This window comes from Amycolatopsis orientalis (assembly GCF_000943515.2).
Classification (GTDB): Bacteria; Actinomycetota; Actinomycetes; order Mycobacteriales; family Pseudonocardiaceae; genus Amycolatopsis; species Amycolatopsis orientalis.
Genome location: NZ_CP016174.1, coordinates 1,797,763 through 1,821,189, shown reverse-complemented (window position 1 = coordinate 1,821,189; position 23,427 = coordinate 1,797,763). Strand labels below are relative to the sequence as shown.

General features: G+C 69.1%; 24 protein-coding genes. 10 read left to right on the top strand and 14 right to left on the bottom strand.

Going from position 1 to position 23,427, the window contains the following annotated elements; translation table 11 throughout:
* Nucleotides 1-11: 11 nt before the first annotated feature.
* Nucleotides 12-788: a helix-turn-helix domain-containing protein gene (locus SD37_RS08785; protein WP_044852828.1), complete on the bottom strand. Its 777-nt coding sequence runs from the start codon at nt 786-788 to the stop codon at nt 12-14.
* Nucleotides 789-855: 67 nt separating this feature from the next.
* Between SD37_RS08785 and SD37_RS08780 the strand changes: the two genes are divergently transcribed.
* Nucleotides 856-1,575: a hypothetical protein gene (locus SD37_RS08780; protein ID WP_044852628.1), complete on the top strand. Its 720-nt coding sequence runs from the start codon at nt 856-858 to the stop codon at nt 1,573-1,575.
* A gap of 289 nt (nt 1,576-1,864) precedes the next feature.
* On the opposite strand, the gene SD37_RS08775 is transcribed toward SD37_RS08780, so the two are convergent.
* The 6 genes from SD37_RS08775 to SD37_RS08750 form a co-directional block, all read right to left on the bottom strand.
* Complete coding sequence (locus tag SD37_RS08775) at nt 1,865-2,239, bottom strand: DUF427 domain-containing protein (RefSeq protein WP_044852627.1); 375 nt, start codon at nt 2,237-2,239, stop codon at nt 1,865-1,867.
* Between the two features lie 64 nt (nt 2,240-2,303).
* Entirely contained in the window at nt 2,304-3,068 is a 765-nt protein-coding gene (locus tag SD37_RS08770; protein WP_044852626.1) for an HAD family acid phosphatase, read from the bottom strand.
* 11 nt (nt 3,069-3,079) lie between these two features.
* The gene (locus SD37_RS08765) at nt 3,080-4,249 is read right to left on the bottom strand and encodes a class I SAM-dependent methyltransferase (RefSeq protein WP_044852625.1); all 1,170 of its coding nucleotides are present in this window, start codon (nt 4,247-4,249) and stop codon (nt 3,080-3,082) included.
* 1 nt (nt 4,250) lies between these two features.
* Nucleotides 4,251-5,213, bottom strand: coding sequence for a class I SAM-dependent methyltransferase (locus SD37_RS08760; protein WP_037304672.1), 963 nt, complete (start codon nt 5,211-5,213; stop codon nt 4,251-4,253).
* 4 nt (nt 5,214-5,217) lie between these two features.
* The gene (locus tag SD37_RS08755; RefSeq protein ID WP_037304671.1) at nt 5,218-5,997 is read right to left on the bottom strand and encodes an enoyl-CoA hydratase/isomerase family protein; all 780 of its coding nucleotides are present in this window, start codon (nt 5,995-5,997) and stop codon (nt 5,218-5,220) included.
* Between the two features lie 55 nt (nt 5,998-6,052).
* Nucleotides 6,053-6,865 (bottom strand): ABC transporter ATP-binding protein, encoded by an 813-nt coding sequence (locus tag SD37_RS08750; protein ID WP_020630953.1) that lies wholly within the window; start codon nt 6,863-6,865, stop codon nt 6,053-6,055.
* 334 nt (nt 6,866-7,199) lie between these two features.
* Between SD37_RS08750 and SD37_RS08745 the strand changes: the two genes are divergently transcribed.
* Together SD37_RS08745 and SD37_RS08740 are read left to right on the top strand one after the other, a co-directional pair.
* Nucleotides 7,200-7,748, top strand: a complete 549-nt coding sequence (locus SD37_RS08745; protein ID WP_044852624.1) for a cysteine dioxygenase — start codon at nt 7,200-7,202, stop codon at nt 7,746-7,748.
* A 74-nt stretch (nt 7,749-7,822) separates the two neighbouring features.
* Nucleotides 7,823-8,218 (top strand): rhodanese-like domain-containing protein, encoded by a 396-nt coding sequence (locus SD37_RS08740; RefSeq protein ID WP_044852623.1) that lies wholly within the window; start codon nt 7,823-7,825, stop codon nt 8,216-8,218.
* Here the strand turns inward: SD37_RS08740 and SD37_RS08735 are convergent.
* Nucleotides 8,215-9,033: a hypothetical protein gene (locus tag SD37_RS08735; protein ID WP_044852622.1), complete on the bottom strand. Its 819-nt coding sequence runs from the start codon at nt 9,031-9,033 to the stop codon at nt 8,215-8,217. The genes SD37_RS08740 and SD37_RS08735 overlap by 4 nt on opposite strands.
* 202 nt (nt 9,034-9,235) lie before the next feature.
* Nucleotides 9,236-11,776 (bottom strand): alpha-glucan family phosphorylase, encoded by a 2,541-nt coding sequence (gene glgP / locus SD37_RS08730; RefSeq protein WP_044852621.1) that lies wholly within the window; start codon nt 11,774-11,776, stop codon nt 9,236-9,238.
* Between the two features lie 138 nt (nt 11,777-11,914).
* Between glgP and SD37_RS08725 the strand changes: the two genes are divergently transcribed.
* Nucleotides 11,915-13,387 (top strand): neutral zinc metallopeptidase, encoded by a 1,473-nt coding sequence (locus SD37_RS08725; RefSeq protein ID WP_083254902.1) that lies wholly within the window; start codon nt 11,915-11,917, stop codon nt 13,385-13,387.
* A 115-nt stretch (nt 13,388-13,502) separates the two neighbouring features.
* Here the strand turns inward: SD37_RS08725 and SD37_RS08720 are convergent, their stop codons facing one another.
* Complete coding sequence (locus SD37_RS08720) at nt 13,503-14,465, bottom strand: tetratricopeptide repeat protein (protein WP_044852619.1); 963 nt, start codon at nt 14,463-14,465, stop codon at nt 13,503-13,505.
* Nucleotides 14,466-14,564: 99 nt separating this feature from the next.
* Here SD37_RS08720 and SD37_RS08715 point away from each other — a divergent pair, with 99 nt between their 5' ends.
* Nucleotides 14,565-14,981 (top strand): hypothetical protein, encoded by a 417-nt coding sequence (locus SD37_RS08715; protein WP_044852618.1) that lies wholly within the window; start codon nt 14,565-14,567, stop codon nt 14,979-14,981.
* 1 nt (nt 14,982) lies between these two features.
* On the opposite strand, the gene SD37_RS08710 is transcribed toward SD37_RS08715, so the two are convergent.
* Nucleotides 14,983-15,282, bottom strand: a complete 300-nt coding sequence (locus SD37_RS08710; protein WP_037304658.1) for a thiamine-binding protein — start codon at nt 15,280-15,282, stop codon at nt 14,983-14,985.
* 87 nt (nt 15,283-15,369) lie between these two features.
* On the opposite strand from SD37_RS08710, the gene SD37_RS08705 reads away from it, so the two are divergent.
* The gene (locus SD37_RS08705) at nt 15,370-15,870 is read left to right on the top strand and encodes a MarR family winged helix-turn-helix transcriptional regulator (protein ID WP_037304656.1); all 501 of its coding nucleotides are present in this window, start codon (nt 15,370-15,372) and stop codon (nt 15,868-15,870) included.
* Nucleotides 15,871-15,936: 66 nt separating this feature from the next.
* On the opposite strand, the gene SD37_RS08700 is transcribed toward SD37_RS08705, so the two are convergent.
* From SD37_RS08700 to SD37_RS08690, 3 genes are all read right to left on the bottom strand, one after another.
* Nucleotides 15,937-16,302 carry a DUF3817 domain-containing protein gene (locus SD37_RS08700; protein ID WP_044852617.1) on the bottom strand — a complete coding sequence of 122 codons (366 nt, stop codon included), beginning with the start codon at nt 16,300-16,302 and terminating at the stop codon, nt 15,937-15,939.
* A 203-nt stretch (nt 16,303-16,505) separates the two neighbouring features.
* On the bottom strand, nt 16,506-18,893 hold the full coding sequence (locus SD37_RS08695; protein WP_044852616.1) for a GH92 family glycosyl hydrolase: 2,388 nt from the start codon (nt 18,891-18,893) through the stop codon (nt 16,506-16,508).
* Nucleotides 18,894-18,987: 94 nt separating this feature from the next.
* A complete protein-coding gene (locus SD37_RS08690) occupies nt 18,988-19,353 on the bottom strand; it encodes a hypothetical protein (protein WP_044852615.1) in 366 nt (121 codons plus the stop codon).
* A gap of 168 nt (nt 19,354-19,521) precedes the next feature.
* Here SD37_RS08690 and SD37_RS08685 point away from each other — a divergent pair, with 168 nt between their 5' ends.
* From SD37_RS08685 to SD37_RS08670, 4 genes are read left to right on the top strand one after another with little or no spacing between them, the layout of a single operon-like run.
* Complete coding sequence (locus tag SD37_RS08685) at nt 19,522-20,508, top strand: LacI family DNA-binding transcriptional regulator (RefSeq protein ID WP_044852614.1); 987 nt, start codon at nt 19,522-19,524, stop codon at nt 20,506-20,508.
* Nucleotides 20,505-21,560, top strand: a complete 1,056-nt coding sequence (locus tag SD37_RS08680) for a class I mannose-6-phosphate isomerase (protein ID WP_065912765.1) — start codon at nt 20,505-20,507, stop codon at nt 21,558-21,560. The genes SD37_RS08685 and SD37_RS08680 overlap by 4 nt, the downstream gene beginning before the upstream one ends.
* Nucleotides 21,557-22,321, top strand: coding sequence for an ATP-binding cassette domain-containing protein (locus SD37_RS08675; RefSeq protein WP_044852612.1), 765 nt, complete (start codon nt 21,557-21,559; stop codon nt 22,319-22,321). The genes SD37_RS08680 and SD37_RS08675 overlap by 4 nt, the downstream gene beginning before the upstream one ends.
* Nucleotides 22,318-23,379 carry an ABC transporter permease gene (locus SD37_RS08670; RefSeq protein ID WP_044852611.1) on the top strand — a complete coding sequence of 354 codons (1,062 nt, stop codon included), beginning with the start codon at nt 22,318-22,320 and terminating at the stop codon, nt 23,377-23,379. Before SD37_RS08675 ends, SD37_RS08670 begins: the two co-directional genes overlap by 4 nt.
* Nucleotides 23,380-23,427: the final 48 nt, after the last annotated feature.

Below are 23,427 nucleotides of genomic sequence, written 5' to 3'. Positions count from 1 at the left end.
CCGCCGTCGGCTCAGTCTGGAACGTTTCGGCCAGTCCAGGATCGCACCAGCGCGCCAGGCGATACTCCGGACAGGCGCCGACACTCACGCCCGAGATGGGACTGATCCGCGTAGCCCAGCTCGGCGGCGACGTCGGCGAGCGACGAACGCTTCCGTGCCACGGCCTCGACCCGATTGAGGAAGCCATGGAACCGCAGCACCCGCTGCAGTTCCTTCGGGCCGACGCCGACTTCGTGCCGCACGTGCCGCCGAAGACCACGTTCACTGACACCCAGATCGGCCGCCACCTGATCGGTACGAGCACCGGGTGAACGCAACGCGCGAGCGGCCGCGACCGGCAGACCGTCCAGCTCGACATCATGGATCCGCTCGGCGACCAGCGCCTCCAGCGCCGCCCGCGCCCCGGCGGGCGTCGCGCATTCGGCCAGCCTTGATTCCGCGCGACGGGCGCTCGCGGCCCACAGTTCGCGCAACGGGGTGGCTCCCGGCGCCAGATCCGTCATCGGCACCCCCAGCACCGCGCCGCCGACGCCGCACCTCAGGCGGAGTCCGACAGTCCAGTCGACCGGCGGCAGCTCATGCCGCAGCACACCGCCCACCGTGGTGACCGCGGTGAGCCCTCGCCCGTCCCAGACGAGATCCACGCAGCCGTCCGGGAACACCCGCAGCGGACGACCGCGGCCGACCCGGCCCGTCCAGGCGCTCTCGACCACCCCGGCGACCACCGCGACCGGCGTGCTTTCGTGGTAGACCGACCCACCCGAACGGCGACGCAGCGGAACACCCACGTCCGGCAGTATGCCCCCGCCCACCGACAAGATGCGCGCCACTTGATCTTGCTGGAGACTGCCCAGCGTGCTGCGGCCCGTCCTCGACCCGTCACCCGCCGAGTGGATCTCCTCCAGGCTCGGCGGGACGTTCGGCGCGGCCAGCCGCACGGTCCCCCGCGACTATGCCGCCTACGCCCGGATCTGCCATCCGGCCGAGCGCGACCGCGGTGGCTGGGCGAGCTGGAGCGAAGCCGCCGCCGAAACCGGACGGCGCGTCCACGGCGCCATGCAATGGCACGCTCTCGTGGGCTCCCCGGATCCGGTGAACCTCACCGGCTCGCTCTGGCGAGGCTCCCCACCCGGCCGCGGCAACCTGCCGTCGCACAGCCTCACCGCGCTGCTGGCCGTCCTCGGCGACCATACGTCCACTTCGGATACCTGGTTCTGCCTCTGGGAAGGCTACGGCTGGGCCGACGAGGCCACCCTTTCCCGCGAGCAGCTGGAAGCGCCACGCCTGCGGCATCCCGGTCGCGACTACCTGCTGTTCACCGGACCACTGACATCGGCGACGGAACTCGGCTGGCGGCCGCGGCCGAACTGGTTCGAGGCGCAGTCGCCCAACCTGTTCTGGCCCGACGATCGCGCGTGGTGTGCGGCCACCGAGATCGACTTCGACTCGACCCTCGTCGCCGGCGAGGAGGCCCTGATCGACGCGCTCGTCAAAGCGCCCGGTCTGGAAGCCTGGCGCATCGAACCCGACACCTCACTCGCCGCGGACGCCGACCGGATCAACCACCTTCCCTGACGGCTACGCGGAGTGATCCCAGGCCGCAATCCAGAAGAACCCCCCGCGCGGGGCTGCGTGCAGCACGAGCGCCCAAGTCACCGGTACCGAGAGAACCGTCGTGAGTGGCGAGTGTCGTTCTAACGGCACTTACCACTCACGACCCCCGGACCCCAGGACGAGGGGGCTGAAGGGGCCCTTCACCGCATGCGACGCGGCGAAGGGCGCTTTCCCCGCATCGCATGCGGGGAAAGCGCCCTTCAGCCCGCGGTGGGCTTCAGCCCGCGGTGGGCGTCAGCGTGGCACGGCGTCAGCGCTCTTCGATCGCGTCCACCTTCGACGGGTAGAACGCCACGTGATCCTTGATCTCGGCGACCGCGTCGTGCGGTGCCTCGTAGGTCCACACGGCGTTCTCGGCGACGCCGTCACCGGTGCGGATGCTGTAGTACGACGCGTCGCCCTTGAACGGGCAATACGTCGAGTGCTCCGTCCGCTCCAGTACGCCGAAGTCGACGTCGGCGCGGGGGATGTACTGCGCCGGCGGGTAGTTCGCCTCCTGCAGCGTCAGCGCGTTCGCACTGTCCGCCACGACCTTCCCGCCGACCGTGACGACCACCCGCGCCTTGTTCGGCGCCACCGTGATCGGGTGGTCCGCGCTGGGCTTCAGCACCTTCTTGTCAGACATGGATCAGCTCCCTCGGGGGTTTCCGATACCGGGCACAGCGACGGCGCCCGCGCGGATATTCCCCTCAGGGCAGGTAGTACATCGGGTTCGGCAGCTTCACCGGGAACTCCGCGTAACCGCCTTCGAGGTCGCTGAACTGGTCGCCGAAGTTGAGCACGATGGTCGCGCCGGTCGCGGCGATGTGCTTCCGCGTGCCCGCCTTGTACTGCACGGTGGTGCAGGTGAGCCCGCACGGCAGGTAGTCCGGCGCGGTGGTCTTCGGCTTGAAGAACGCCCCCGCGGGTGCCGGGAAGCCCTCGTTCGCGAGGTTCTTGAGCGACTGCGGGCCCTGGAACTCGTTACGGCCGGTCAGGAAGTAGATCTTGACGCCGCGTTGCGCCGCCCAGTTCGCCAGTTCCAGCACCGGCTTGTTCGCGACGAAGGTGCCCTTGTCGATCGCTTCCTGCTGCTTCTTCGGGTCGAAGCCGAAGTCGTTGTCGGCCTCCCAGCCGTAGGTGATCTCGGAGGTGTCGTCGACGTCGAGCACGATGGAGGGGTTCTTCACACCGTGGTCGAGCCGCCGGTTCAGGTAACGCTTGGCGTCCTCGACCTGGCGCTTGGTGTCGGAGACGAACCGGCTGGTGTCGGAGTACCGGTGCTTGCCGTCGCTGCCGACGACATCGCCGTAGTAGGCCTTCACGTCGAGTTTGACCTGGCCGATGTTGGCGGGCTCGTGACCACGCCGCCAGGAGGCGTCGTCGGTGTTCGCGACGGCGGTGGCGCCGCCCGCGAGGACGGCTCCGGCGGCCGCGGCGGCGGCCAGTTTCAGCAGACCGGTGAACCGGCTCATGGAAATGCTCCTCACGTCAGCTGTGCGCGGCAAAGGAACGCTACTCCAGAACGACCGATTCTGGTCAGTACCAAAGTCGCTTCTTCACCACCGCGAGGTTTCAGCTTGCGGCGCAAGGCATCCGGGTCTATGTCGAGACCGCGGACGAGGATCTCCAACCGACCGATATCGTGTTTTTTCAGCAATACACGAAGATTCTTCTCACTGTACGGTCCGTACTCGAATACCCGGAACGCCCGGATTCCCGGCGGCGGAGCGTCCCCGGTCAGGTACGCGATGCGTTCGTCGAGCTGCCACAGGCCGTGCCGTGCCGCGTAATGCCGCACGAGTCCGGCCCGGACGACGGCGCCGTCCGGGTCGACGATCCATTCACCCGGGTCTCGCAGGGGAATCTCGTCGGGGTCGGCGTCGGTCACAGTCCACTGTGGACCGTCCGAACGCAACACCGTCGCCCGGCGCGACACCGCCGAGCCAACGCCGCGCCACAGGCACGCCTCGCGGACCTGACCGTCCAAAGAGACCAGTTCGACCTCGTCCGCCCAGGGCGCGATGGAGAAGTCGAGCCCCGGCGCGCATTTGACCGACAGTTCGCGGCCCGGGTACGCCTCGACGAGCCCGTCCAGCGGCGGCAGGAAATCGGCGGGTTTCCACGCCCGGCGTCCGGCGGAGTCACGGCGCGCGGGATCGGCGACGACGACGGAAGACCGGCTGACCGGCCGCAGCGCGTCGGCCCGCACCAGGACCGGCGACACCCCGGCCTCGGCGGCGTTGTGCCGCGCCATCGCCAGCCGGACCTCGTCGAGATCCGAGCCCAGTACCCGGGAGGCGACGTGGGCGATCTCGATCAGATCCGCGCCGACGGAACAGGTCACGTCGTGGACGTCCCGGCCTGCCAGCCGCGCGGCCCGATGCCGGGCGACCGCGGTGGCACTGGCCTGCTGGAGCGCGTCGCCGGTGAACAGCCACGAGGTCGCCGAGTCCAGTTTGGACGACGACTTCCGCCGCAGCACCACCGTTTCCAGTACCGCGGCCGCGTGGTCCGGGGCGATCCGGCGCACGGCGGCGACGTCCGCGATACGGGTCTTGTCGGTCAGCGGCAGGGACGAGCATTCGGCGAGCGCCGCGCTTCCCGCGCCGGAGCGCAGGAAGGCGACGTCGTCGAGGGTGAACTGATACGGCAACCTACGGCCGCTTGGTACCGGTGATCATCACGTTGTAGAACAGCTCGCGCGGCAGCACCTTGGCGAGCAGCTTCTTGTCCAAAGCGGACAGCCGCAGCCAGAGCCGGTACGCGAACAGACGCCACCGCAAGGTCAGTTTCTCCTGCGGCACGGCGGCTTCGAAGGTCCGGATCGGCCACCCCGCGAGCGCGGCGGCGAACTCCTCGGTGACCGCGCGGACGTCCTGAGCGCCCGCGCCGCGGGCCATCGACTCGAGTTCCGACGGATCGAACGTGTGGATGTCGACCACGGCCTCCAGCGCGGCCGCGCGAGAGGACTCGTCGAGTTCCTCCTGCGGACGGCGCCAGCCGTTCAGCACCGGGAGCTTGGTCAGATTGGTGGTGAGGTACCAGGTGATCTGGCCGAGTTTGCGCGCGTAGAAGTCGCCGACCTTGGTCGGCTCCCCCGCGAACACGAACCGGCCACCCGGCTTCAGCACCCGCAGCACCTCGGCGAACGCCGCGCGGACGTCCGGGATGTGGTGCAGCACCGCGTGCCCGACGACGAGGTCGAAACTGTTGTCCTCGTACGGGATCCGCTCGGCGTCGGCGACCCGGCCGTCGACGTCGAGGCCGAGGTTCTCGGCGTTGCGCAGCGCGACCTGGACCATGCCCGGCGAGAGGTCGGTGACCGACCCCTTCTTGATCACGCCGCCCTGCATCAGGTTCAGCAGGAAGAAACCGGTGCCACTGCCCAGTTCCATCGCGGTCGGATACGGCTGGCCGTCCTCACCGGCGACCGCGTTGAACACGTCTGTCGCGTAGGAGATGCACCGCTCGTCGTAGGAGATGGACCATTTTTCGTCGTAAGTCCCGGCTTCCCAGTCGTGGTACAGCACGTTGGCGAGCTTGGGGTCGTCGAAGGCGGCCTTGACCTCTTCGGCGGTGGCGTGCGGGTTCGGCGCCGGATCGTTGACCTGGGTCATCGCGCTACTTCCCCTCGAAGGTGGCTTTGCCAGGGCCGTTCTCGATGAACGACTTCATGCCGTTGCGCTGGTCTTCGGTCGCCCACAGCGCGGCGAAGAGGTGCGATTCGAGCTTGAGGCCGTTCGCGAGGTCGGTGTCGAGACCGCCGTCGATGGCGGCCTTCGCGGCGCGGAGCGCCACGGCCGGGCCGTTCGCGAACTGCGAGGCCCACTTGTGCGCGGCGGCGTAGACGTCGTCCGGCGCGACGACCTCGTCGAGGATGCCCAGCGCCAGCGCCTCTTCGGCCTTCACGAACCGGCCGGTGAACACGAGGTCCTTGGTCTTGCTCGGGCCGATGAGCCGCGCGAGGCGCTGCGTGCCACCGGCACCGGGGATGACGCCGAGCTGGATCTCCGGCTGGCCGACCTTGACGTTGTCGCCGGCGATCCGGCGGTCCGCGGTCAGCGCGAGTTCGAGGCCTCCGCCCAGCGCATAGCCGGTGATGGCCGCGACGACCGGCTTCGGGATGTTCGCGATGGTGGCCAGCGACGCGGTCAGCGCCGCGCCGAACTTCGCGATCTCGGGGTAGGTGCGCTCGGCCATCTCCTTGATGTCCGCGCCGCCCGCGAAGGTCTTCTCGCCGCCGTAGAGGATCACGGCACGCACGTCGTCGCGCTCGGAGGCCTCACGGGCCGCCTCGGCCAGCTCGGCCTGCACCTGGTTGTTCAGCGCGTTGACCGGCGGGCGGTCCAGCCGGATCGTGCCGACCCCGCCTTCGACCTCCAGGCTTACGAACTCTCCCACGCCGTCCTCCTTAACCGTCCAAGACAGAGTGCAGGCTACCGGTCAGTACGACCCGTCAACGGCGACGGGCGAAGAAGCGATCACCGGAGCGTTCGAGCAGCAGGTCCTGGTCGAACGTCTTGGACAGGTTGTCGCTGGTCACGACGTCGTCGACGAGACCGGAGGCGACCGCGCGGCCGTCGCGCAGCAGCAGCGCGTGGGTGAATCCGGGCGGGATTTCTTCCACGTGGTGGGTGACGAGCACCATGGCCGGGGCCTCCGGGTCGAGCGCCAGCTCCGAAAGGCGCGCGACCAGGTCCTCGCGGCCGCCGAGGTCGAGTCCGGCGGCGGGCTCGTCGAGCAGCAGCATCTCCGGGTCGGTCATCAGCGACCGCGCGATCAGGGTCCGCTTGCGCTCGCCCTCCGACAGCGTGCCGAAGGTGCGCTCGGCCAGATGCGGGATGCCCAGCGCGGCCAGCAGTTCGCGGGCGCGGTCGGTGTCGAGGCTGTCGTATTCCTCACGCCAGCGGCCGACGACGGCGTATCCGGCGCTCACCACGACATCGAGGACGCGCTCCTCACCCGGCACCCGCTGGGCGATCGCGGCCGAGGTGAACCCGATCCGCGGGCGCAGCTCGAAGATGTTGACCTTGCCGATCCGGTCGCCGAGCAGGTCGACCGTTCCCGAGGTCGGGTGGAGTTCGGCCGCGGCCAGCCGGAGCAGGGTGGTCTTGCCCGCGCCGTTCGGGCCGAGCACCACCCAGCGCTCGTCCAGTTCCACGGTCCAGTCGAGGTCGGCGAGGAGGTCGTTGCCTGTTCGGCGGACCCCGACACCGGTCATCCTCACCACGAGGTCGTCAAGTTCGCTGGGCTGGATCGGCTCGCTCACGCGCCCATTGTGTCCGCACACGCGCGCGCGTGTGCACCGGGCCGCCGGTCCGCGGAAAGCGGCTGGTCCAGGGAGTGGGACGAGACCACCCGGGCGCGGTGGCTGTGGCACCATCGGCGTCGTGATCAGGTCCGTGTCCGCCGCCTTCCCCGTCATCGGGGGCTCTTTCTGGCGCCGCCGGACCATCGACCTGCTCCTCGTCGCCTCGTGCGGGTGTACCACCGCGCGACACGGCTGAGTTTCCCTTCTTCCGACGGCACGTGTGCCGTGGTTCCGTGTCGCGCCGCGTTCGGCCCTGCTACCGAGCCCGCGAATCTTCACGAGGAGCCCTACGTTGACCACGTCCATCACGCCCCGCCAGGACTTCGAGATCCACCCTCGGCTGACCGACCCGCTGCTCCCGGACCTGCTGCGCCCCGAACGCCTGCTCTGGACGCCCCGGGAGCTGGCCGAGCTGACCTCCACCGTCGCGACCGAACTGACCACGAGCCTGCGCGACCTGCTGCGGTTCGACGAGGAACGCCGCTGGTGGGCGCGGCTCGCGCTGACCGACGGCGTCGAACTGTGGCTGCTGTCCTGGCTGCCCGGCCAGCAGACCAAACCGCACGACCACGGCGGCGCGTCCGGTTCGTTCACCGTGCTGCAGGGCGAACTCGGTGAGGAGTACCGCTACCCCGGCGGCCCGATCCGGCGCCGCACGCATGTCGCGGGCGAGGCCATCGGCTTCGGCGCGGGGCGCGCGCACCAGGTGACCGGTATCGGCACCGAGCCCGCCGCCAGCGTCCACGCGTACTCGCCGCCGCTGGTCGCGACGCGTGAGTACGTCACACTCGCCGACGTTCCCGCCGAGATCCCCTCGCTGGCCCCGATACTGGGCGCATGAGCGAGCTTGCGAGCGAATCGATGACACAGTGCGCCGCTCATGCAACGCAAGGCGACCGGCTACGAGGAGTAGGCATGAGCGCGATCGAAGAACTGCTGGCCTCCGCCCGGTCCGGCGTGGACCGGCCGGAGGCCGGGCGGGCACTGCGGCTGCAACGCGACGGCGCCCTGATCGTGGACATCCGCCCGCAGGTCAACCGGGTCGAAGAGGGCGAGATCCCGGGCTCGGTGATCGTCGAGCGGATCCACCTCGAATGGCGGCTCGCGCCGGACAGCGAGTGGCGGCTGCCGGAGGTGAACGCGGATTCGACGGTGATCGTCGTCTGCAACGAGGGGTACGCGTCGAGCCTGGCCGCCGCCGACCTGCGGCGGCTCGGCCTGCCGGGTGCGACCGACCTCGAAGGCGGGTTCCGCGCCTGGCGCTCGGCCGGCCTCCCGGTCCGGGAGGGTGGCACGCCCGCGGTCCCCTAGCGGCGGACCGTCAGCCGCGCGATCGAGTCGGGGGAAAGCGGAAGCGCCGCCTGGATCCCGGCACCGGGCACCGGACTGGGGTTGACCAGGACGCCGGTCGACACGCCCCGTCTGGCGGCCGCGAGCACGACCTCGCGGCCGGTCCGGTGCCGGACCCGGCCCCAGCCGGCGCCGGTGGCCGCCCGGTACTCGGCGAGCAGGCGCTCGTCGGTGAAGACGCAGAACCAGTCGCCGTACCCGCCGAGACGGGCCGGGATCGGTGCGCCCCCTTCGTCCGCCGGGCCCCACACCGTGCCGTCGAGGAACATCCGCATGGCCGTGGGCCCGGGGGCGGGCGCCTCCCGTTCCGGCCGGACGTTTTCGGCGATCCACCGTGCGGCCAGCCGGAAATCCTCGCCGGTGAGGTCCTCCTGGAAACCGTCGAGGCTGTTCTTGACGTTCCCCAGGAACTCGTAGAACCGCCGGGTGCAGGTGCGCTCGGAAACCGCGACACGGCCGCGGCCCACCATGGCCCGGATCCGGCCGACCATGCCCGACGCGCCGTCCGCCGGATCCACGCCGAGGTTGTAGGCGGTCCAGACGATCTCGGGCATCAGCGGGTCGGCGAACCGTTCGAGGACGCGGTTCAGCCGCAACAGGACGATCTCGCGAACCCGGCCGGGTTCGGCGTCCTCGGCGATACCCCAGATGGCACGCAATTCGGGTCCGAGTGCCTCGGCCAGCCCGTCCTGCCGGATGCCGGCGCGGGCGTGGATGTGGTGCAGCCGGTCTTTGGCCCGGCGCGACGTTTTCGTTTCCTTCGCCGAAGCCACCATTCCTCCGCGTTTCCGGACAGGAACGGCAAAGTCTATTTCACCGGCGTTTTCCCCATTGTCCGCTGGAAAGCGAAGATCAGGGTTTTTCTTTGTCCGGCACCGGCTTGACAACCCGCGAAAATGCGTTTAGTCCTCTGGATGCGGTAGTTCGTAACCCGAACTACCGCATCCAGAGGACTAAACGCAGGAGATGGGAGGGTGGTCAGGCCAGGACGACGCGGGCGAGTTCGGCGGGAGTGGCGAGCAGACGGTGTTTGGGCAGCACCCGGACGGTGTAGCCGATCGAGCCGGGATGCGGCAGCTTCAGCCGCGCGGCGAACGCGCCGATCCCGTCGCCGGACATCCCGACGGTGACCGGGTCGCTCAATTCGTCCCCGTCACCCACCTTCCCGACCACGGCCTGAACGTCCACTTCGGACGGATCGAGACCGGCGAGATCGATCCGCGCCCGGATGGTCACCTCGGTGCCGGTGACCATCGGCGCGTTGTCCTCGACGAGCAGTTCGGTGTCGAAGACCCGTACACGCGGCCAGGAGACGTCCAGTTTGGTCCGGTAGTCGGCCAGCGACAGCGCACCGCGGTACCCGTCACCCGTCGCCTCCGCGACCATCCGTGACGCGGGCAGGTAGCCGGACTCGACGTACTCCCGCACCATCCGCGACGCCTGCACACGCGGCCCCAGGCTCTCCAGCGTGTGCCACACCATCGACAGCCAGCCGCCGGGCACGCCGTCGGCGTCGCGGTCGTAGAACAGCGGCGCGATCTGGTGGCCCAGCAGGTCGTAGAGCGCTGCGGCCTCCAGTTCGTCACGGCGCAGCGGGTCGGTGACGCCGTCCGCGGTCGGGATCGCCCAGCCGTTGCTGCCGTCGTAGCACTCGTCCCACCAGCCGTCGCGGATGGACAGGTTGAGGCCGCCGTTGAGCGCGGACTTCATCCCCGAGGTCCCGCACGCCTCCAACGGGCGCACCGGCGTGTTCAGCCAGACGTCGCAGCCGCGGTAGAGGTAGCGCGCCATGGACATGTCGTAGTCCGGCAGGAAGACGATCCGGCGCCGCACCTCGGGATCGTCGACGAACCGGACGATCTGCTGGATCAGCTGCTTGCCGCCCTCGTCGGCCGGATGCGATTTGCCCGCGACGACGAGCTGGATCGGGCGCCGCTCGTCCAGCAGCAGCGCGCGGAGGCGCTCCGGGTCGCGCAGCATCAGCGTCAGCCGCTTGTACGTCGGCACGCGGCGCGCGAAGCCGACCGTGAGCACGTCGGGGTCGAAGACCGTGTCGGTCCACCCGAGTTCGAGCGCGGACGCGCCGCGCTGCATCCACGCGGCCCGCACCCGCCGCCGCACCTCGGCGACCAGCTTCTCCCGCAGTTCCCGCCGCAGTGCCCACAGCTGCTCGTCGCTGACGCCGTCGCGCAGCGGCCTGCCCTGGGTGCCGTCGAGACCCCACTCCTCGTGGTTGCGGCCGAGCAGCGCGCTCAGCTCGCGCGCCACCCAGGTGGGCCCGTGGACGCCGTTGGTGACCGACGAGACGGGCACCTCGTCGAAGTCGAACCCGGGCCACAGCCGGGAGAACATCCGCCGCGACACCCGGCCGTGCAGTGCCGAGACGCCGTTCGCGCGCTGCGCGAGCCGCAATCCCATATGCGCCATGTTGAACAGGCCGGGGTTGTCCTCCGCGCCGAGCGCCAGCACACGGCGCGGGTCGACGTCCGGGACGAGCCTGCCGTCGGTGAAGTACCGCTGGACGAGGTCGACGGGGAACCGGTCGATCCCGGCGCTGACCGGGGTATGAGTGGTGAACACGGTGCCCGCGCGGACGGCGGGCAGCGCCTCGTCGAACGCCAGCCCGTCGGCCTGGATGATCTCGCGCGCGCGTTCCAGGCCGAGGAACCCGGCGTGGCCTTCGTTGGTGTGGAACACCTTCGGCTGCGGATGCCCGGTCAGCTCGCAGTAGCGCCGCACCGCGCGGAAGCCGCCGATGCCCGCCAGGATCTCCTGCCGGATGCGATGGTCGGCGTCTCCGCCGTAGAGCCGGTCCGTGACCGCGCGCAGGTCCTCGTCGTTGGCATCGGTGTCGGTGTCCAGCAGCAGCAACGGGATCCGGCCGACGCGGGCCTTCCAGATCTGCGCGTGCAGCGTGCGCCCGGCGGGCATCGCGACGTCGACCAGCACCGGCTTGCCGCCGTCGGTCAGCAGTTCCAGCGGGAAGGCGTTGGGGTCGATGACCGGGTAGTGCTCGACCTGCCAGCCGTCGAGCGACAGTGCCTGCCGGAAGTACCCGGCGCGGTAGAGCAGGCCGACGCCGACCATCGGCACGCCGAGGTCCGACGCCGCCTTGAGGTGGTCACCGGCGAGCACGCCGAGGCCGCCGGAGTAGTTCGGCAGCGCCTCGGTGACGCCGAACTCCATCGAGAAGTACGCGACGGCGGAGGGCAGGTCCGCGTCGTTCTGCTTCTGATACCAGCGAGGTTCGGCGAGATAGCGGTTCAGATCGGCGACCGCCTCGCGCGCGCGGGCGAGGAAGTCGTCGTCGACGGCCAGCTCGTCGAGCCTGGCCGGTGGCAGGGCGGTGAGCATCCGCAGTGGGTCACGGACCCGGTTGAACAGCTCCGCGTCCATCGACGCGAACAGGTCACGGGTGGGCGGATGCCAGGTCCAGCGCAGATTCGTGGCGAGGTCACCGAGGCCGGAGAGCGACTCCGGCAGGCTCGCGCGGACGGTGAACCGGCGGACTGCTCTCATGAGGAGCGACCATATCGCCACGGTCCCCACCTCGCTCAAGACCCACTTCGGGGATTACCTGCACGCTCGCCATAAGCGCTGGGTATGGTCCCTGCTTGCCGGAGTACGCGGCCCGGTCGGGGCCCTGACGACAAGCGAGTGAACATGATCCAAGGGGGAGTGCTGGGCTTTCGGCGCCCGGCTCTGATCGCGGTCGTGGCGGTGCTGGCCCTCGGGCTGAGCGCCTGCAGCGACAAGGGCGGCACCGGAACCGGCAAGGACGGCAGCCAGCCGGGAGCCGGGGACATCGCCGGACTGCCGGTCACGCATTTCGAAAGCGGGCTGAAGCCGGACGCCCCGAAGCCGGACCTGCAGGTCCGCAACGAGGACGGCTCCGAAGACGACACGCTCGCCATCGCCGCGATCGCCGACGCGCAGACCTACTGGACCGAGGTCATGCCGCGCGACTTCGGCCAGCAGTACGAGCCGCTGAAGTCGCTGCTGTCCTACAGCGCGCGGTCCGACACCGAAGAAACCGAATGCGGCAGCGTCAAGGGCCTGGTCAACGCCTTCTACTGCCCGCCGGACGACTCGGTGGCGTGGGACCGCGGCGTGCTGCTGCCGATGCTGCGCGAGCGGTTCGGGAAAATGGCGAGCGCCGTCGTGCTCGCGCACGAACTCGGCCACGCCGTGCAGTACCGGCTCGGCGAGAAGGCCAACATCAAGAAGAACACCCCGTCGATCGTCAAGGAACAGCAGGCCGACTGCTTCGCCGGCGGCTACTTCCGCTGGGTCGCCGAGGACAAGAGCAAGTTCTACCGCGTCTCCACCTCCGAGGGCCTGAACCAGGTCATGGCGTCGCTGTTCCTGATCCGCGACCAGGCGGGCACCAGCGCGACCAAACAGGGCGCGCACGGCACGGCGTTCGACCGCACGTACGCGTTCCAGGTCGGGTTCGAGAAGGGCCCGAAGGAATGCGCGGCGATGAACGAGGAGAACATCAAGGCGCGGATCACCGAGCGCCCGTTCGACAAGGGTGACAAGGGCAAGGGCGACGCGAAGCTCGACGCCCAGATCATCGGGATCCTGAAGAAGAGCCTCGACGACGCCTTCAAGGGCGCCGGCGTCCCGGGCCCGGAGATCACCGAGGACGGCAACGGCAGCTGCCCCGGCGGCGTCAGCACCCCGCCCGCGTCGTACTGCGCGTCGAACAACACCGTCAGCATCGACATGGCCAAGCTGCGCGAACTCGCCCAGCCGGTCGATCAGCAGGCGGAATGGGAGAGCGGGCACAGCGAGGGCAAGGGCGACTTCGCAGCGTTCTCGGAAATCGCGTCCCGCTACGCGATGGGCATCCAGAAGGGTGTCGGCGCGTCGATCGACAACGCGAACGCCGGTCTGCGCACCGCCTGCCTGGTCGGGGCGTGGGCGAAGGCCAGCTCGGTGCCGGGCGCGACCCTGCGGCTTTCGGCCGGTGACCTCGACGAGGCCATCTCCGACCTGCTGAGCCCGGAAAGCCTGGTCTCGGCCGACGTCAACGGCAAGCGGGTGGAGAACGGTTTCGAGCGGATCGAGGCACTGCGGAAGGGCTACCTGGAAAGCTCGTCGGTGTGCTCGACCCAGTACGGCTGATCGGCCTGACCGGTCCGGTCACGGCTTCCTGAAGTGTTATGAACGGGACTTTCATTGCAAATTTTGCAATGAAAGTCCCGTTCATAACATCCGGGCCTTGCGAACCCGGCAGGCCTCAGTAAAGGGCGCTCGCCAGATCCCGTCGCGCCTTCATGACCCGCTCGTCCGCCGAGTCGAACAGTTCGAACAGCGCCACCAGGTGCTCCCGCACCTTGTTGCGGTCGTCGCCCGCCGTCCGCCGCACGGCCGCGATCAGCCGCGCGAAACCCGCCTCGGGCTGCTGGCCGGCGACCTCGAGGTCGGCCGCGGCGAGCTGGGCGTCGAGGTCGGCCGGGTCGGCGTCGGCCTTCGCGATCGCGTCCGGGCCCGCGGCTTCGGCGCGCGCGGTGAACTTGACCTGGGCGAGCGCGGTCTTGGCTTCCTCGTTCGCCGGCTCGACGTCGAGGATGCGCTCGTAGGCCGCCTGCGCCGCGGCGAAGTCGCCGCGTTCGAAGGCCTCTTCGGCCTCCGTGAACCGCGGGTCCTCCGGCTGTTCGACGCCGCCGCCGTTCTGCTCGGCGGCCGCGATGCCGGGGAGCTTGTCCCGCAGCGCGTCGAGGAGCGAACCGAGCCACTTGCGGATCTCGGGTTCGGGCAGTGCGCCGGAGAACGCGTCGACCGGCTGGCCGCCGCCGATGGCGATGACCGTCGGGATCGACTGCGCGCCGAAGAGCTGCGCGATGCGCGGGTTGGCGTCGACGTCCACCTTCGCGAGCACCCAGGCACCGCCGGACTCGGCGGCGAGGCGCTCCAGCACCGGGCTGAGCTGCTTGCACGGCCCGCACCATTCGGCCCACAGGTCGACGACCACCAGCTGCCGCAGGGATCGCTCGACGACCTCGGCCTGGAAAGTCGCCTCGGTGACTTCGATCACGGCGTCGCCTGCCGTCGCACCGCCCTCCGCCGAGGGCCGCGGCGGCGCCGGGGGCTGTTTCTGACTCGCTTCTGCTCGTGCCTTGAGCGCGGAAAGGTCGACCGCGCCGGAAAGCGCGGCGGACATCGCCGCCGTCTTCGCTGCTGATCCGCGTGGGTGTGTCACGGTTCCATCCTGGCACGCATCTCCGAGCGTTTCACCGCAGGTGCCCCCGGCTGCCCGCTTGGCAGGACGGGCCCGTTCCGGCAGGCTCGCCACGAGGGGGTGATCGACATTCCGACCCGCAGGACGGCCACCGTGGCCGTCGCGATCGCCATCGCCGTCACGTGGGTGGCGGTGATCACGGTACTGATCGTCCATCAGCCCGACCCCGGCGTCGGCAGTCCGGGGCAGCTCCGGGAGGACCTCACCACCGCGCTCAACCGGCACGACGTGGAGGCCCTCTCCGGGCTCATCGACTACCCGCCCGCGGCGGCCGGCGACTTCGCGAAGTCCTATATCGACGCGTTGGCCGACCGCGGCGCCCACGACGTGACGGTGAAGTTCGCGCCGAACGATCTCGCGCCGACTTCGGCGACCGTCAGCGGGAAACTGGGCGATGGCAGTTCCTTCGGTTATCCGGTCGCCATCGCGGTGAAGGACAAGCTGTGGATGGTCTCCTTCACCCCACCACTCCCCTGACTCATTCGCTCAGGTGCTTCTCGACGCGCTCCACCTTCGCGGTCAGCTGCCCTTCGTAACCCGGCCGGATGTCGGCCTTGAGCACCAGTCCGACCCGCGACGAGCCTTCACCCGCGGCTTCGACGGCCCGTTTGACGACGTCCATGACCTCGTCCCAGGAGCCTTCGATGTTGGTGAACATGGCGTTGGTCGAATTCGGCAGGCCGGACTCGCGGACCACCTTCACCGCACGGGCGACCGCTTCGCTGACCCCACCGTCCTCCTCGGACGCGGACGGGCTGACACTGAAGGCGACGATCATGTTCTGCTCCTCGTTCAGACGCTTTTCCCACGCATAACACCCGGTCGTGCGGCGTGGCACGGGTACCCGCTGGTAACTTCGAACGCCATGAGCCGTCCGTTGCCGTTCGACCCGATCGCCCGCGCGGCGCAGCTGTGGGAGGCCCGCATCGGGCCGTCCTCGACCATGGCCGCGGTGACCGGGATCATGCGCGTGCAACAGATCATCCAGTCCGCGGTGGACGGCGCGCTCAAACCCCACGGACTGACCTTCGCCCGGTACGAGGCACTGGTCCTGCTGACCTTCGCGCGCGCGTCCCATCTGCCGATGCGCGTGATGGGCGAGCGGCTGCAGCTGCACCCGACGAGCGTCACCAACATCGTCGACAGGCTCGAAAAGGACGGGCTGGTCAAGCGCGTCCCGCATCCGACCGACCGCCGCACCACCTTGGTCGAGATCACCGACGAAGGCCGCGTACGCCGCGAAGAGGCCACCAAAGCGGTCACCGAAATCGACTTCGGGCTGACCGGGCTCACCGGCAAGCAGACCGAGCAGCTGACCGAGCTGCTCACCAAGGTCCGCAAGGCCACCGGCGACTTCACCGAATAGCGCGTGAAGGCCCCCTTCCCTCGGCTGAGCCGAGGGAAGGGGGCCTTCACGCGCTTTAAAGGAAGATCAGGCCGCGACGGTTTCCGGGGTCTTGGTGAACAAGCCGACACCGCCGTGCGACAGCCGCTGCGGGCCGTCGAGCTTGCCGTTGCGCAGCGCCCAGGACTCGAACAGCCAGGTGAACAGCGGCGGGATGCTGGAGAGCAGCGCGAGGATCAGGGTCTTCGGGCGCCAGCCGAGCGGCTTCGCCACGGAGAGGGAGACCAGCACGTAGAGGACGAACACGACGCCGTGCACCATGCCGAGGACGGGAACGCCGCCCTCGCCGAGCTTGACGGCGTACTTGAGGAACATCCCGACCAGCAGCCCGGCCCAGGAGAGGGCTTCGGCTACCGCGGCCACGCGGAATACTAGAGCGGCCTTGCTGGACACTTTCTCCTCCTGTGGGGTCTCACCACTACGTGTACACATATGACTACGTCCGACGAGCACTGTCCAAGGCGGACTCGCCAAGAACGTCAACAGCGCTGTCGGACGTGGTAATACCAGTGTGAGGCGTGACGCCCCTCACCGGAACACCGGGGGCCGTGATGCTCCTCACGACCCCCGGTACGAACCGGTCTAAACCAGTCGGATCACCCGGCGCACGGTGACTTCGGCGCGTCTTCCGGACCGCTCGCCCAGGTGGCCTTGGCGGCGTCGGCGGTGAGCTTGAAGTCCAAAGTGGTCCCTCGCGTCAATTGTTCCAAGCCGACATACGCCCGCTGCGAACCGGATCCCAGCCCTTGGACGTATTGGAGCTTCGCCGGGTCGGCGCCGTCGGCCTTGATCGTGATGTCGCGGCCGTTCTCCAGATGCACCACCGACTTCTCGAACCTCGGCGCGTTCAGCACGAACTGCCCGGTCCCCGGCACCGCCGGGTACAACCCCAGCGCGCTGAAGACGTACCACGCGGACATGGTCCCGAGGTCGTCGTTCCCGGTGACGCCGTTCGGCGCGTTGGTGAACAACGTGTGCGCGGCGCGCACCACGGCCGAGGTCTTCCACGGCTGCCCGGTCAGCGTGTACATCCAGGGCGAGTGCAGATCCGGCTCGTTGTTCGGGTTGTAGCGGAACTGGTTGTAGTAGTTGTACGGGCCGACGACCCATTCCTCGCGCACGGTCTTCGCCGGATCCTTGACCAGATCCCCGTAGGCGAAGAAGTCGTCGAGCCGCTTGCCGACGTTCTCCTTGCCGCCCATGCGTTCGACGAGACCGGGGACATCCTGCTGGGTCAGCCACTGGTACTGCCACGACGTGCCCTCGTGGAATCCGTCCTGGCTCTGCGGGTCGAACGGCTTGCCCACCGGGCTGAACCAGTCTCCCCCGGAGACCTTGGGCCGGTAGAACCCGGTGAAACCGCGGTCGGTCACCGAGGGATCCCACAGGGTGCGATAGGTGCGGGCCTTGTCGGACAGGGCTTTCGCGTCCGCCGTCTTGCCGAGGCCGGCGGCCATGATGGACAGCGAGCAGTCGGCGAGCGCGTACTCCAGGGTGGCGGAAGCGCCGTGGTTCGGGTCGGTGTCCTGCCCCTTCTTCGGGAAGTCCGGGTCGTACTGGACGAACCCGTCCTTCTGGTAGCTCGCGTTACCCGAACGGCCCTGGAACGGCGACGACGCGGGCGGGATCTCCCGCGAGTTCTGCAAAAGCGCCTGGTACGCCTTCAGTTCCTGCCCGGACAGCGCACCGAACCGCCACAGGTCGACCAGGAACGGCGTGACCGGGTCGCCGGTCATCGTGTTCGTCTCCTGGTTCGCGTACGCCCAGCGCGGCAGCCAGCCGCCCTGGTCGTGGATCGCGAGGACGGATTTGGCGACGTCCTTCGCCCGCGACGGCCGCAGCAGCGCGAGCAACTGGTTCTGCGTGCGATAGGTGTCCCACAGCGAGAAGAACTCGTAGTACGTCCAGCCCACCGCCCGATGGATCTTGTCGTCGAAACCGCGGTAGCGGCCGTCGGCGTCGTTGCCGGTCAACGGCTGCAGCAGCGCGTGATAGAGCGAGGTGTAGAACACCGTGCGGTCGTCCTTGGCCGCGCCGTGGATGTCCACTGAGGACAGTTCCTTGCGCCAGGCGCGCTGGGCGCCGTCGCGGACCGCGTCGAACGACCGGTTCTTCTCGGACGCGAGGTTGAGCCGGGCACCGGAAGCGTCCACATGGGAGATCGCCGTCGTCGCGGTGACCTGCCCGCCGCCGAAGGTCAGCCAGGCGCCGCGCAGGCCCTCGCCGCCGGCGGACTCCTTCGAACCCGGCGTACCGCCCGTCGGCGACCAGGTCCCGAACGACTTGAACGGCTTGTCGAACGTCGTGGTGAACCAGGTCTTGTACGGCTTCCCGCCGCAGAACGCCTGGGACTCCACCATTCCTTCGACCGTCCGGTCCCCGACGACGCGGATCTGGCTCGCCGTCACCGGTTCCTTGTCGTTGGCCTGGCCGACGTTGACGAAGACGTTGGCGTCCCCGGATTTCGCGAAGGTGTAGCGCTCGACGCCGGTCCGCGTGGTCGCGGTGGTCTCCGCGTCGACGCCGCCGTAGCCGGTGAGCCGCACCTTGTAGTAGCCGGGTTTCCCGACCTCGCCCTCGTGGGTGTAGGGCGACGCGTACTTCTTGTGGTCGAACGTCCCGGGCTTGCTCGTGTCGAACGCCGCGCCGGGGCCGACCGTGCCGGTGGTGGGCAGGGTCGACACGAGGCCGCCCTGCTCCCAGCAACCCGCGCCGGACAGGAAGAAATGCCCGAAGCCACGGATCGCGGTGTCGTCGTAGCGATAGCCGGCGTAATGCGACGAGATCGGGCTGACCTGCGTCATCCCGAACGGCGCCGAAGCGCCGGGGAAGGTGTTCCCGTCGTCCTTGGTGCCGATGAAGGTGTTGACCGCGTCCACGGGGTCGCCACCGGGCGCCGCCGCCGCGACGGGCGTGAAAAGCCCGGCCGGGACGACAAGCGCGGTGAGCAACCCGGCGACGCGGGTCGAAGTGCGTGCAGGCATGGGAAAGGCCGCCTCCTGACAACGTTGTCGCTGCCTGCTCACCTTCGACAAGAACAGACCACCTGGTCAAGAGGTCCGCCAAACCCTGTCCGATTCAGGACAGCGGGAGTACGAAAGCCGCGACCCGGACCGTGCCGCTCCCCGACTGCCGCAGCCCTTCCAGGACGATCTCGGTCGGCTCGTCCTCGATGTCCAGTTCGACCATCTCGCGGGTGACGTCCTCGCCCGCGCCCAGCTCGGTGGCCAGCGAATCGCCGTCGATCAGCAGGCGCACGCGGCCCACGGTCCCCGCCCCCGCGACGGTCTCGACGATCAGCCGCACCCGACCAGGCGTGACGAAAGCGCGCAGCAGGGGTTCCCATGCCGTGGACTCCGTGCCGGGCCAGTCCGACGGCCTCGCGGGCGCGAAGGGCTCGCCCAGCGCAGGCCCCGGGGACACCGGCCGGTAGAACTCGCTCATCACGCCAGTATCGAGGTGGGCAATAACGGTTCGAACTCGGAAAGTGTCTTCCCGGCGAACCGGGCATTGACATCACCGCGTCGCTGGCGTTCAATTCCCGCCACTATGACAACGTTGTCTTCCAGCGGCCCGGACAACGGCCACCGCACCACCAGCCGACGGGCCACGATGAGTGACGTGGCCCGGCTCGCCGGGGTGAGCATCAAGACCGTCTCGCGGGTCGTGAACGACGAGCCCGCCGTCCATCCGGACACCGCCGAGCGGGTCATGGCGGCCATCGAGCAGCTCGGCTTCCGGCGCAACCTCGGCGCGCGGAACCTGCGGCGCGGTTCCACCACCGGGACGATCGGCCTGATCGTCGAGGACGTCGGGAACCCCTTCTATTCGGAACTCAACCGGGCCGTCGAACGGATCGCGACCTCGTTCGGGCGCCAGGTGCTGACCGGTTCGTCGGAGGAGAACTCCGATCGCGAACGCGAGCTGGTCCTCGAGTTCTGTTCCCGCCGCGTCGACGGCATCCTGGTCGTCCCGGCCGGGATGCAGCACGGCTATCTGGTCCCGGAGATGCGCGCGGGCACGCCCGTGGTGTTCCTCGACCGGCCCGCCGGCGACATCGTGGCCGACACGGTGCTGGTCGACAACATCGGCGGCACCATCGAAGCGGTCGCCCATCTCGCGAAACACGGCCACCGCCGGATCGCGTTCCTCGCCGACAGCCCGGACATCTTCACCGCGGGCGAACGCCTGCGCGGATTCCGGGAAGGCTGTGTCCGCAACGGGATCCCCTACGACGAGAGCCTCGTCGTGATGCGGACGCCGACCGCCGAGAGTGTCGGCGACGCCGTGCGGCGGCTGCTCACCGGGCCGAATCCGGCCACCGCGGTGGTCGCGGGCAACAACCGGGTCGCCGTGCACCTGCTGCGCGCGCTCGCGCACGCCGAAAAGCGGCCCGCGATGATCAGCTTCGACGACTTCGAACTGGCGGATCTGCTCGATCCGCCGGTCTCCGTGATCGCGCACGACGTGAGCGCGTTGGGCCGGGCGGCCGCGGAGCTGCTGTTCGCCCGGGTCCAGGGAGATCAATCCGCCCCGAGAAAGGTAGTTCTGCCCGTGCATCTCGTAGCCCGCGGTTCCGGGGAGGTCGCCCCTTCATGAGCGGCCACCTCGAACCGATCCGCCTGCCGGCGAACCAGCCGCCGCAGTTCTACCGCGGCGGGGACGCCATCGCCGCGTTGCGGGGCGCCCCTTCCGAGAGCAAGTTCGGCCCCGAAGACTGGGTCGGCTCGGCGACCACGATGTTCGGCCAGGAGACCAACGGCCTGACCAAGCTCCCGAGCGGGGTCTGGCTGCGCGACGCCGTCCGCGAGAACCCGAACGCCTGGCTCGGCGCCAAACACGTCGAGGCACTCGGCGACTCCACCGGACTGCTGGTGAAACTGCTCGACGCGGGCCAGCGGCTGCCGGTGCACTTCCACCCGTCGGACGCGTTCGCCCGGCGGCACTTCGACTCGCATTTCGGCAAGACCGAGGCGTGGATCGTGGTCGGCACCTACGGCGACGACCCGCGCGTCTACCCCGGCTTCCGGGAGACCGTCGACAAAGCGACGGTCAACGAATGGGCCCGCACCCAGGACGCGCCCGCCATGATCGGGGCGCTGAACAGCGTCGCGGTCACGCCCGGCGACACGGTGTACATCCCGGCGGGCCTGCCGCACGCCATCGGCGAGGGCGTGTTCGTCGTCGAACTCCAGCAGCCGACCGACTTCTCGCTGACGCTGGAGTGGCGCGACTTCCTGGCGAACCCGGAGAAGGCACATCTCGGGATCGGGTTCGAAACCGCCATCGAGACGCTGGACACCTCGGGCTGGGACGAAGAACGGCTCGGCTCGATCGTCAAGCGCACCGCGGCAGACGCGGCGTCCACTGTGGACCTGCTCGCCGACGGCAGTGACGCGTTCTTCCGCGCCGATCAGCTCCGTCCCGCTGTTTCCGGTAGGTCGACAACGTTGTCACTGGATCCGTCGTTCGCGGTACTGGTCGTCATGGACGGTTCGGGGACGCTCCGCACCGAACACGGCGGCGAGTACGCACTGAGCAAGGGCGAGACCTACGTGGTCCCGTACGACGCCGGTCAGGCAGGCGTGGAAGGCGACGTCACGGTCATCCGCTGCAGGCCACCGGCACCGGAGAAGAGGGAGCGGTCGTGAGCGAACTCCTGCTCGACGCACAGGACCTGGTCAAACGCTACGGTTCGGTGGAAGCGCTGCGCGGCGCGTCGTTCCAGGCGCGGGCCGGTGAGGTCACCGCGCTGATCGGCGACAACGGCGCCGGGAAGTCCACTTTGGTCAAATGCCTGTCCGGCGCGGAGCAGCCGACGTCGGGCAAGATCCTGCTCGACGGCTCCGAGGTGGTGCTGGACTCCCCCACCACGGCCCGGCGGATGGGAATCGAGACGGTGTACCAGGACCTCGCGGTCGCACCGGAACTCGACCCGGCCGCGAACCTGTTCCTCGGCAGGGAGATCCACCGCAAGGGGATCCTCGGCAAGCTGGGGATGCTGGACAAGAAGGAGATGCGCCGCCAGGCCGTGGACGAGTTCCAGCGGCTCGGCGTGACCTTGCAGAGTCCCGACGTCCCGATCGGCTCGCTGTCCGGTGGGCAGCGGCAGAGCGTCGCGGTCGCGCGCTCGGTCGTGTGGGCCTCGAAGGTCGTGTTCATGGACGAGCCGACGGCGGCGCTCGGCGTGGTGCAGCGCGAACGCGTGCTGGACGTGATCAAGAAGGTGCGGGACAAGGGCATCGCCGTCGTCCTGATCAGCCACAACATGCCGGAGGTGCTTTCGGTGTCCGACCGCATCGAAGTACTGCGGCTCGGCAAGCGCGTCGCCCGGTTCACCGGCGCCGACACGAAACTCGAAGACCTGGTCGCCGCCATGACCGGGGCGCTCGTACAAGAGGAGGCGGCGTGACCGTGTCCACTCCGGCGAAGAAGGACCCCGGGATCCAGACCACTGTGGACGGTGGCTTCGGCAGGCGGTCGATCGGCCAGCGGCTGATCGGGGCCAACACCTTCTGGATCGCGCTGGTGCTGCTGGCGCTCGTCATCGTGTTCACCGCGATCGCGCCCGCCGAGTTCGCGACGTTGTTCACCTTCCAGACGCTGCTCATCGAGACCTCGGTGCTGCTGGTGCTCTCGGTCGGCATGACGTTCGTGATCATCACGTCGGGGATCGACCTCTCGGTCGGTTCCGTGCTGATCTTCGCGGGCATGGTGGCGGGCAAGACGATGGAGGCGCTGAGCCCGGACGGCGACGCGACGAAGGCCGGCTGGGGCGTCATCACCGCCGGGCTCGTGGCGGCCGTCGTCGCGGGCACGATCTGGGGCCTCATCAACGGTTTCCTGATCGCGGTGGCCAACATCCCGCCGCTGATCGTCACGCTCGGCACGATGGGTGCCGCACTCGGTGCCGCGTACCTGCTGAACAACGGGTCCGACGTGCGCAGCGTGCCGACCGAGCTCAACAAGACACTCGGCTACGGGACCTCGTTCGGCGGGGTGCCGAACCTGGTGCTGGTGGCCGTGGTGATCACCCTGATCGGTGCCTGGCTGTTGCACACCACCAAATTCGGCCGCTACACCTTCGCCGTCGGCTCCAACGCCGAGGGCGCGCGCCGGGCGGGGATCGGGGTGACCGCGCATCTGCTGAAGGTGTACACGCTCACCGGTTTCCTCGCCGGTATCGCCGGTTTCCTCTCGCTGGCGTACTACGCGTCGACGACGATTTCGGCGCACACCACGGACAACCTCAACGCCATCGCCGCGACGGTGATGGGTGGCACGAGCCTCTTCGGCGGTGTCGGTTCGGTGCTGGGCACGGTGATCGGCGTGTTCATCCCGGCCGTGCTGAAGAAGGGCTTCAACATCACGCAGGTCCAGGACTTCTGGCAGATGATCGCGGTCGGCGCGGTGCTGATCGCCGCGGTCTGGTTCGACCAGCGGCGCCGTCGTCGCCGCAATTCTCGTTGACCCTCCCCGCCCCACCACCACCTCGACGGAACTGCTTCGCAACGTCAA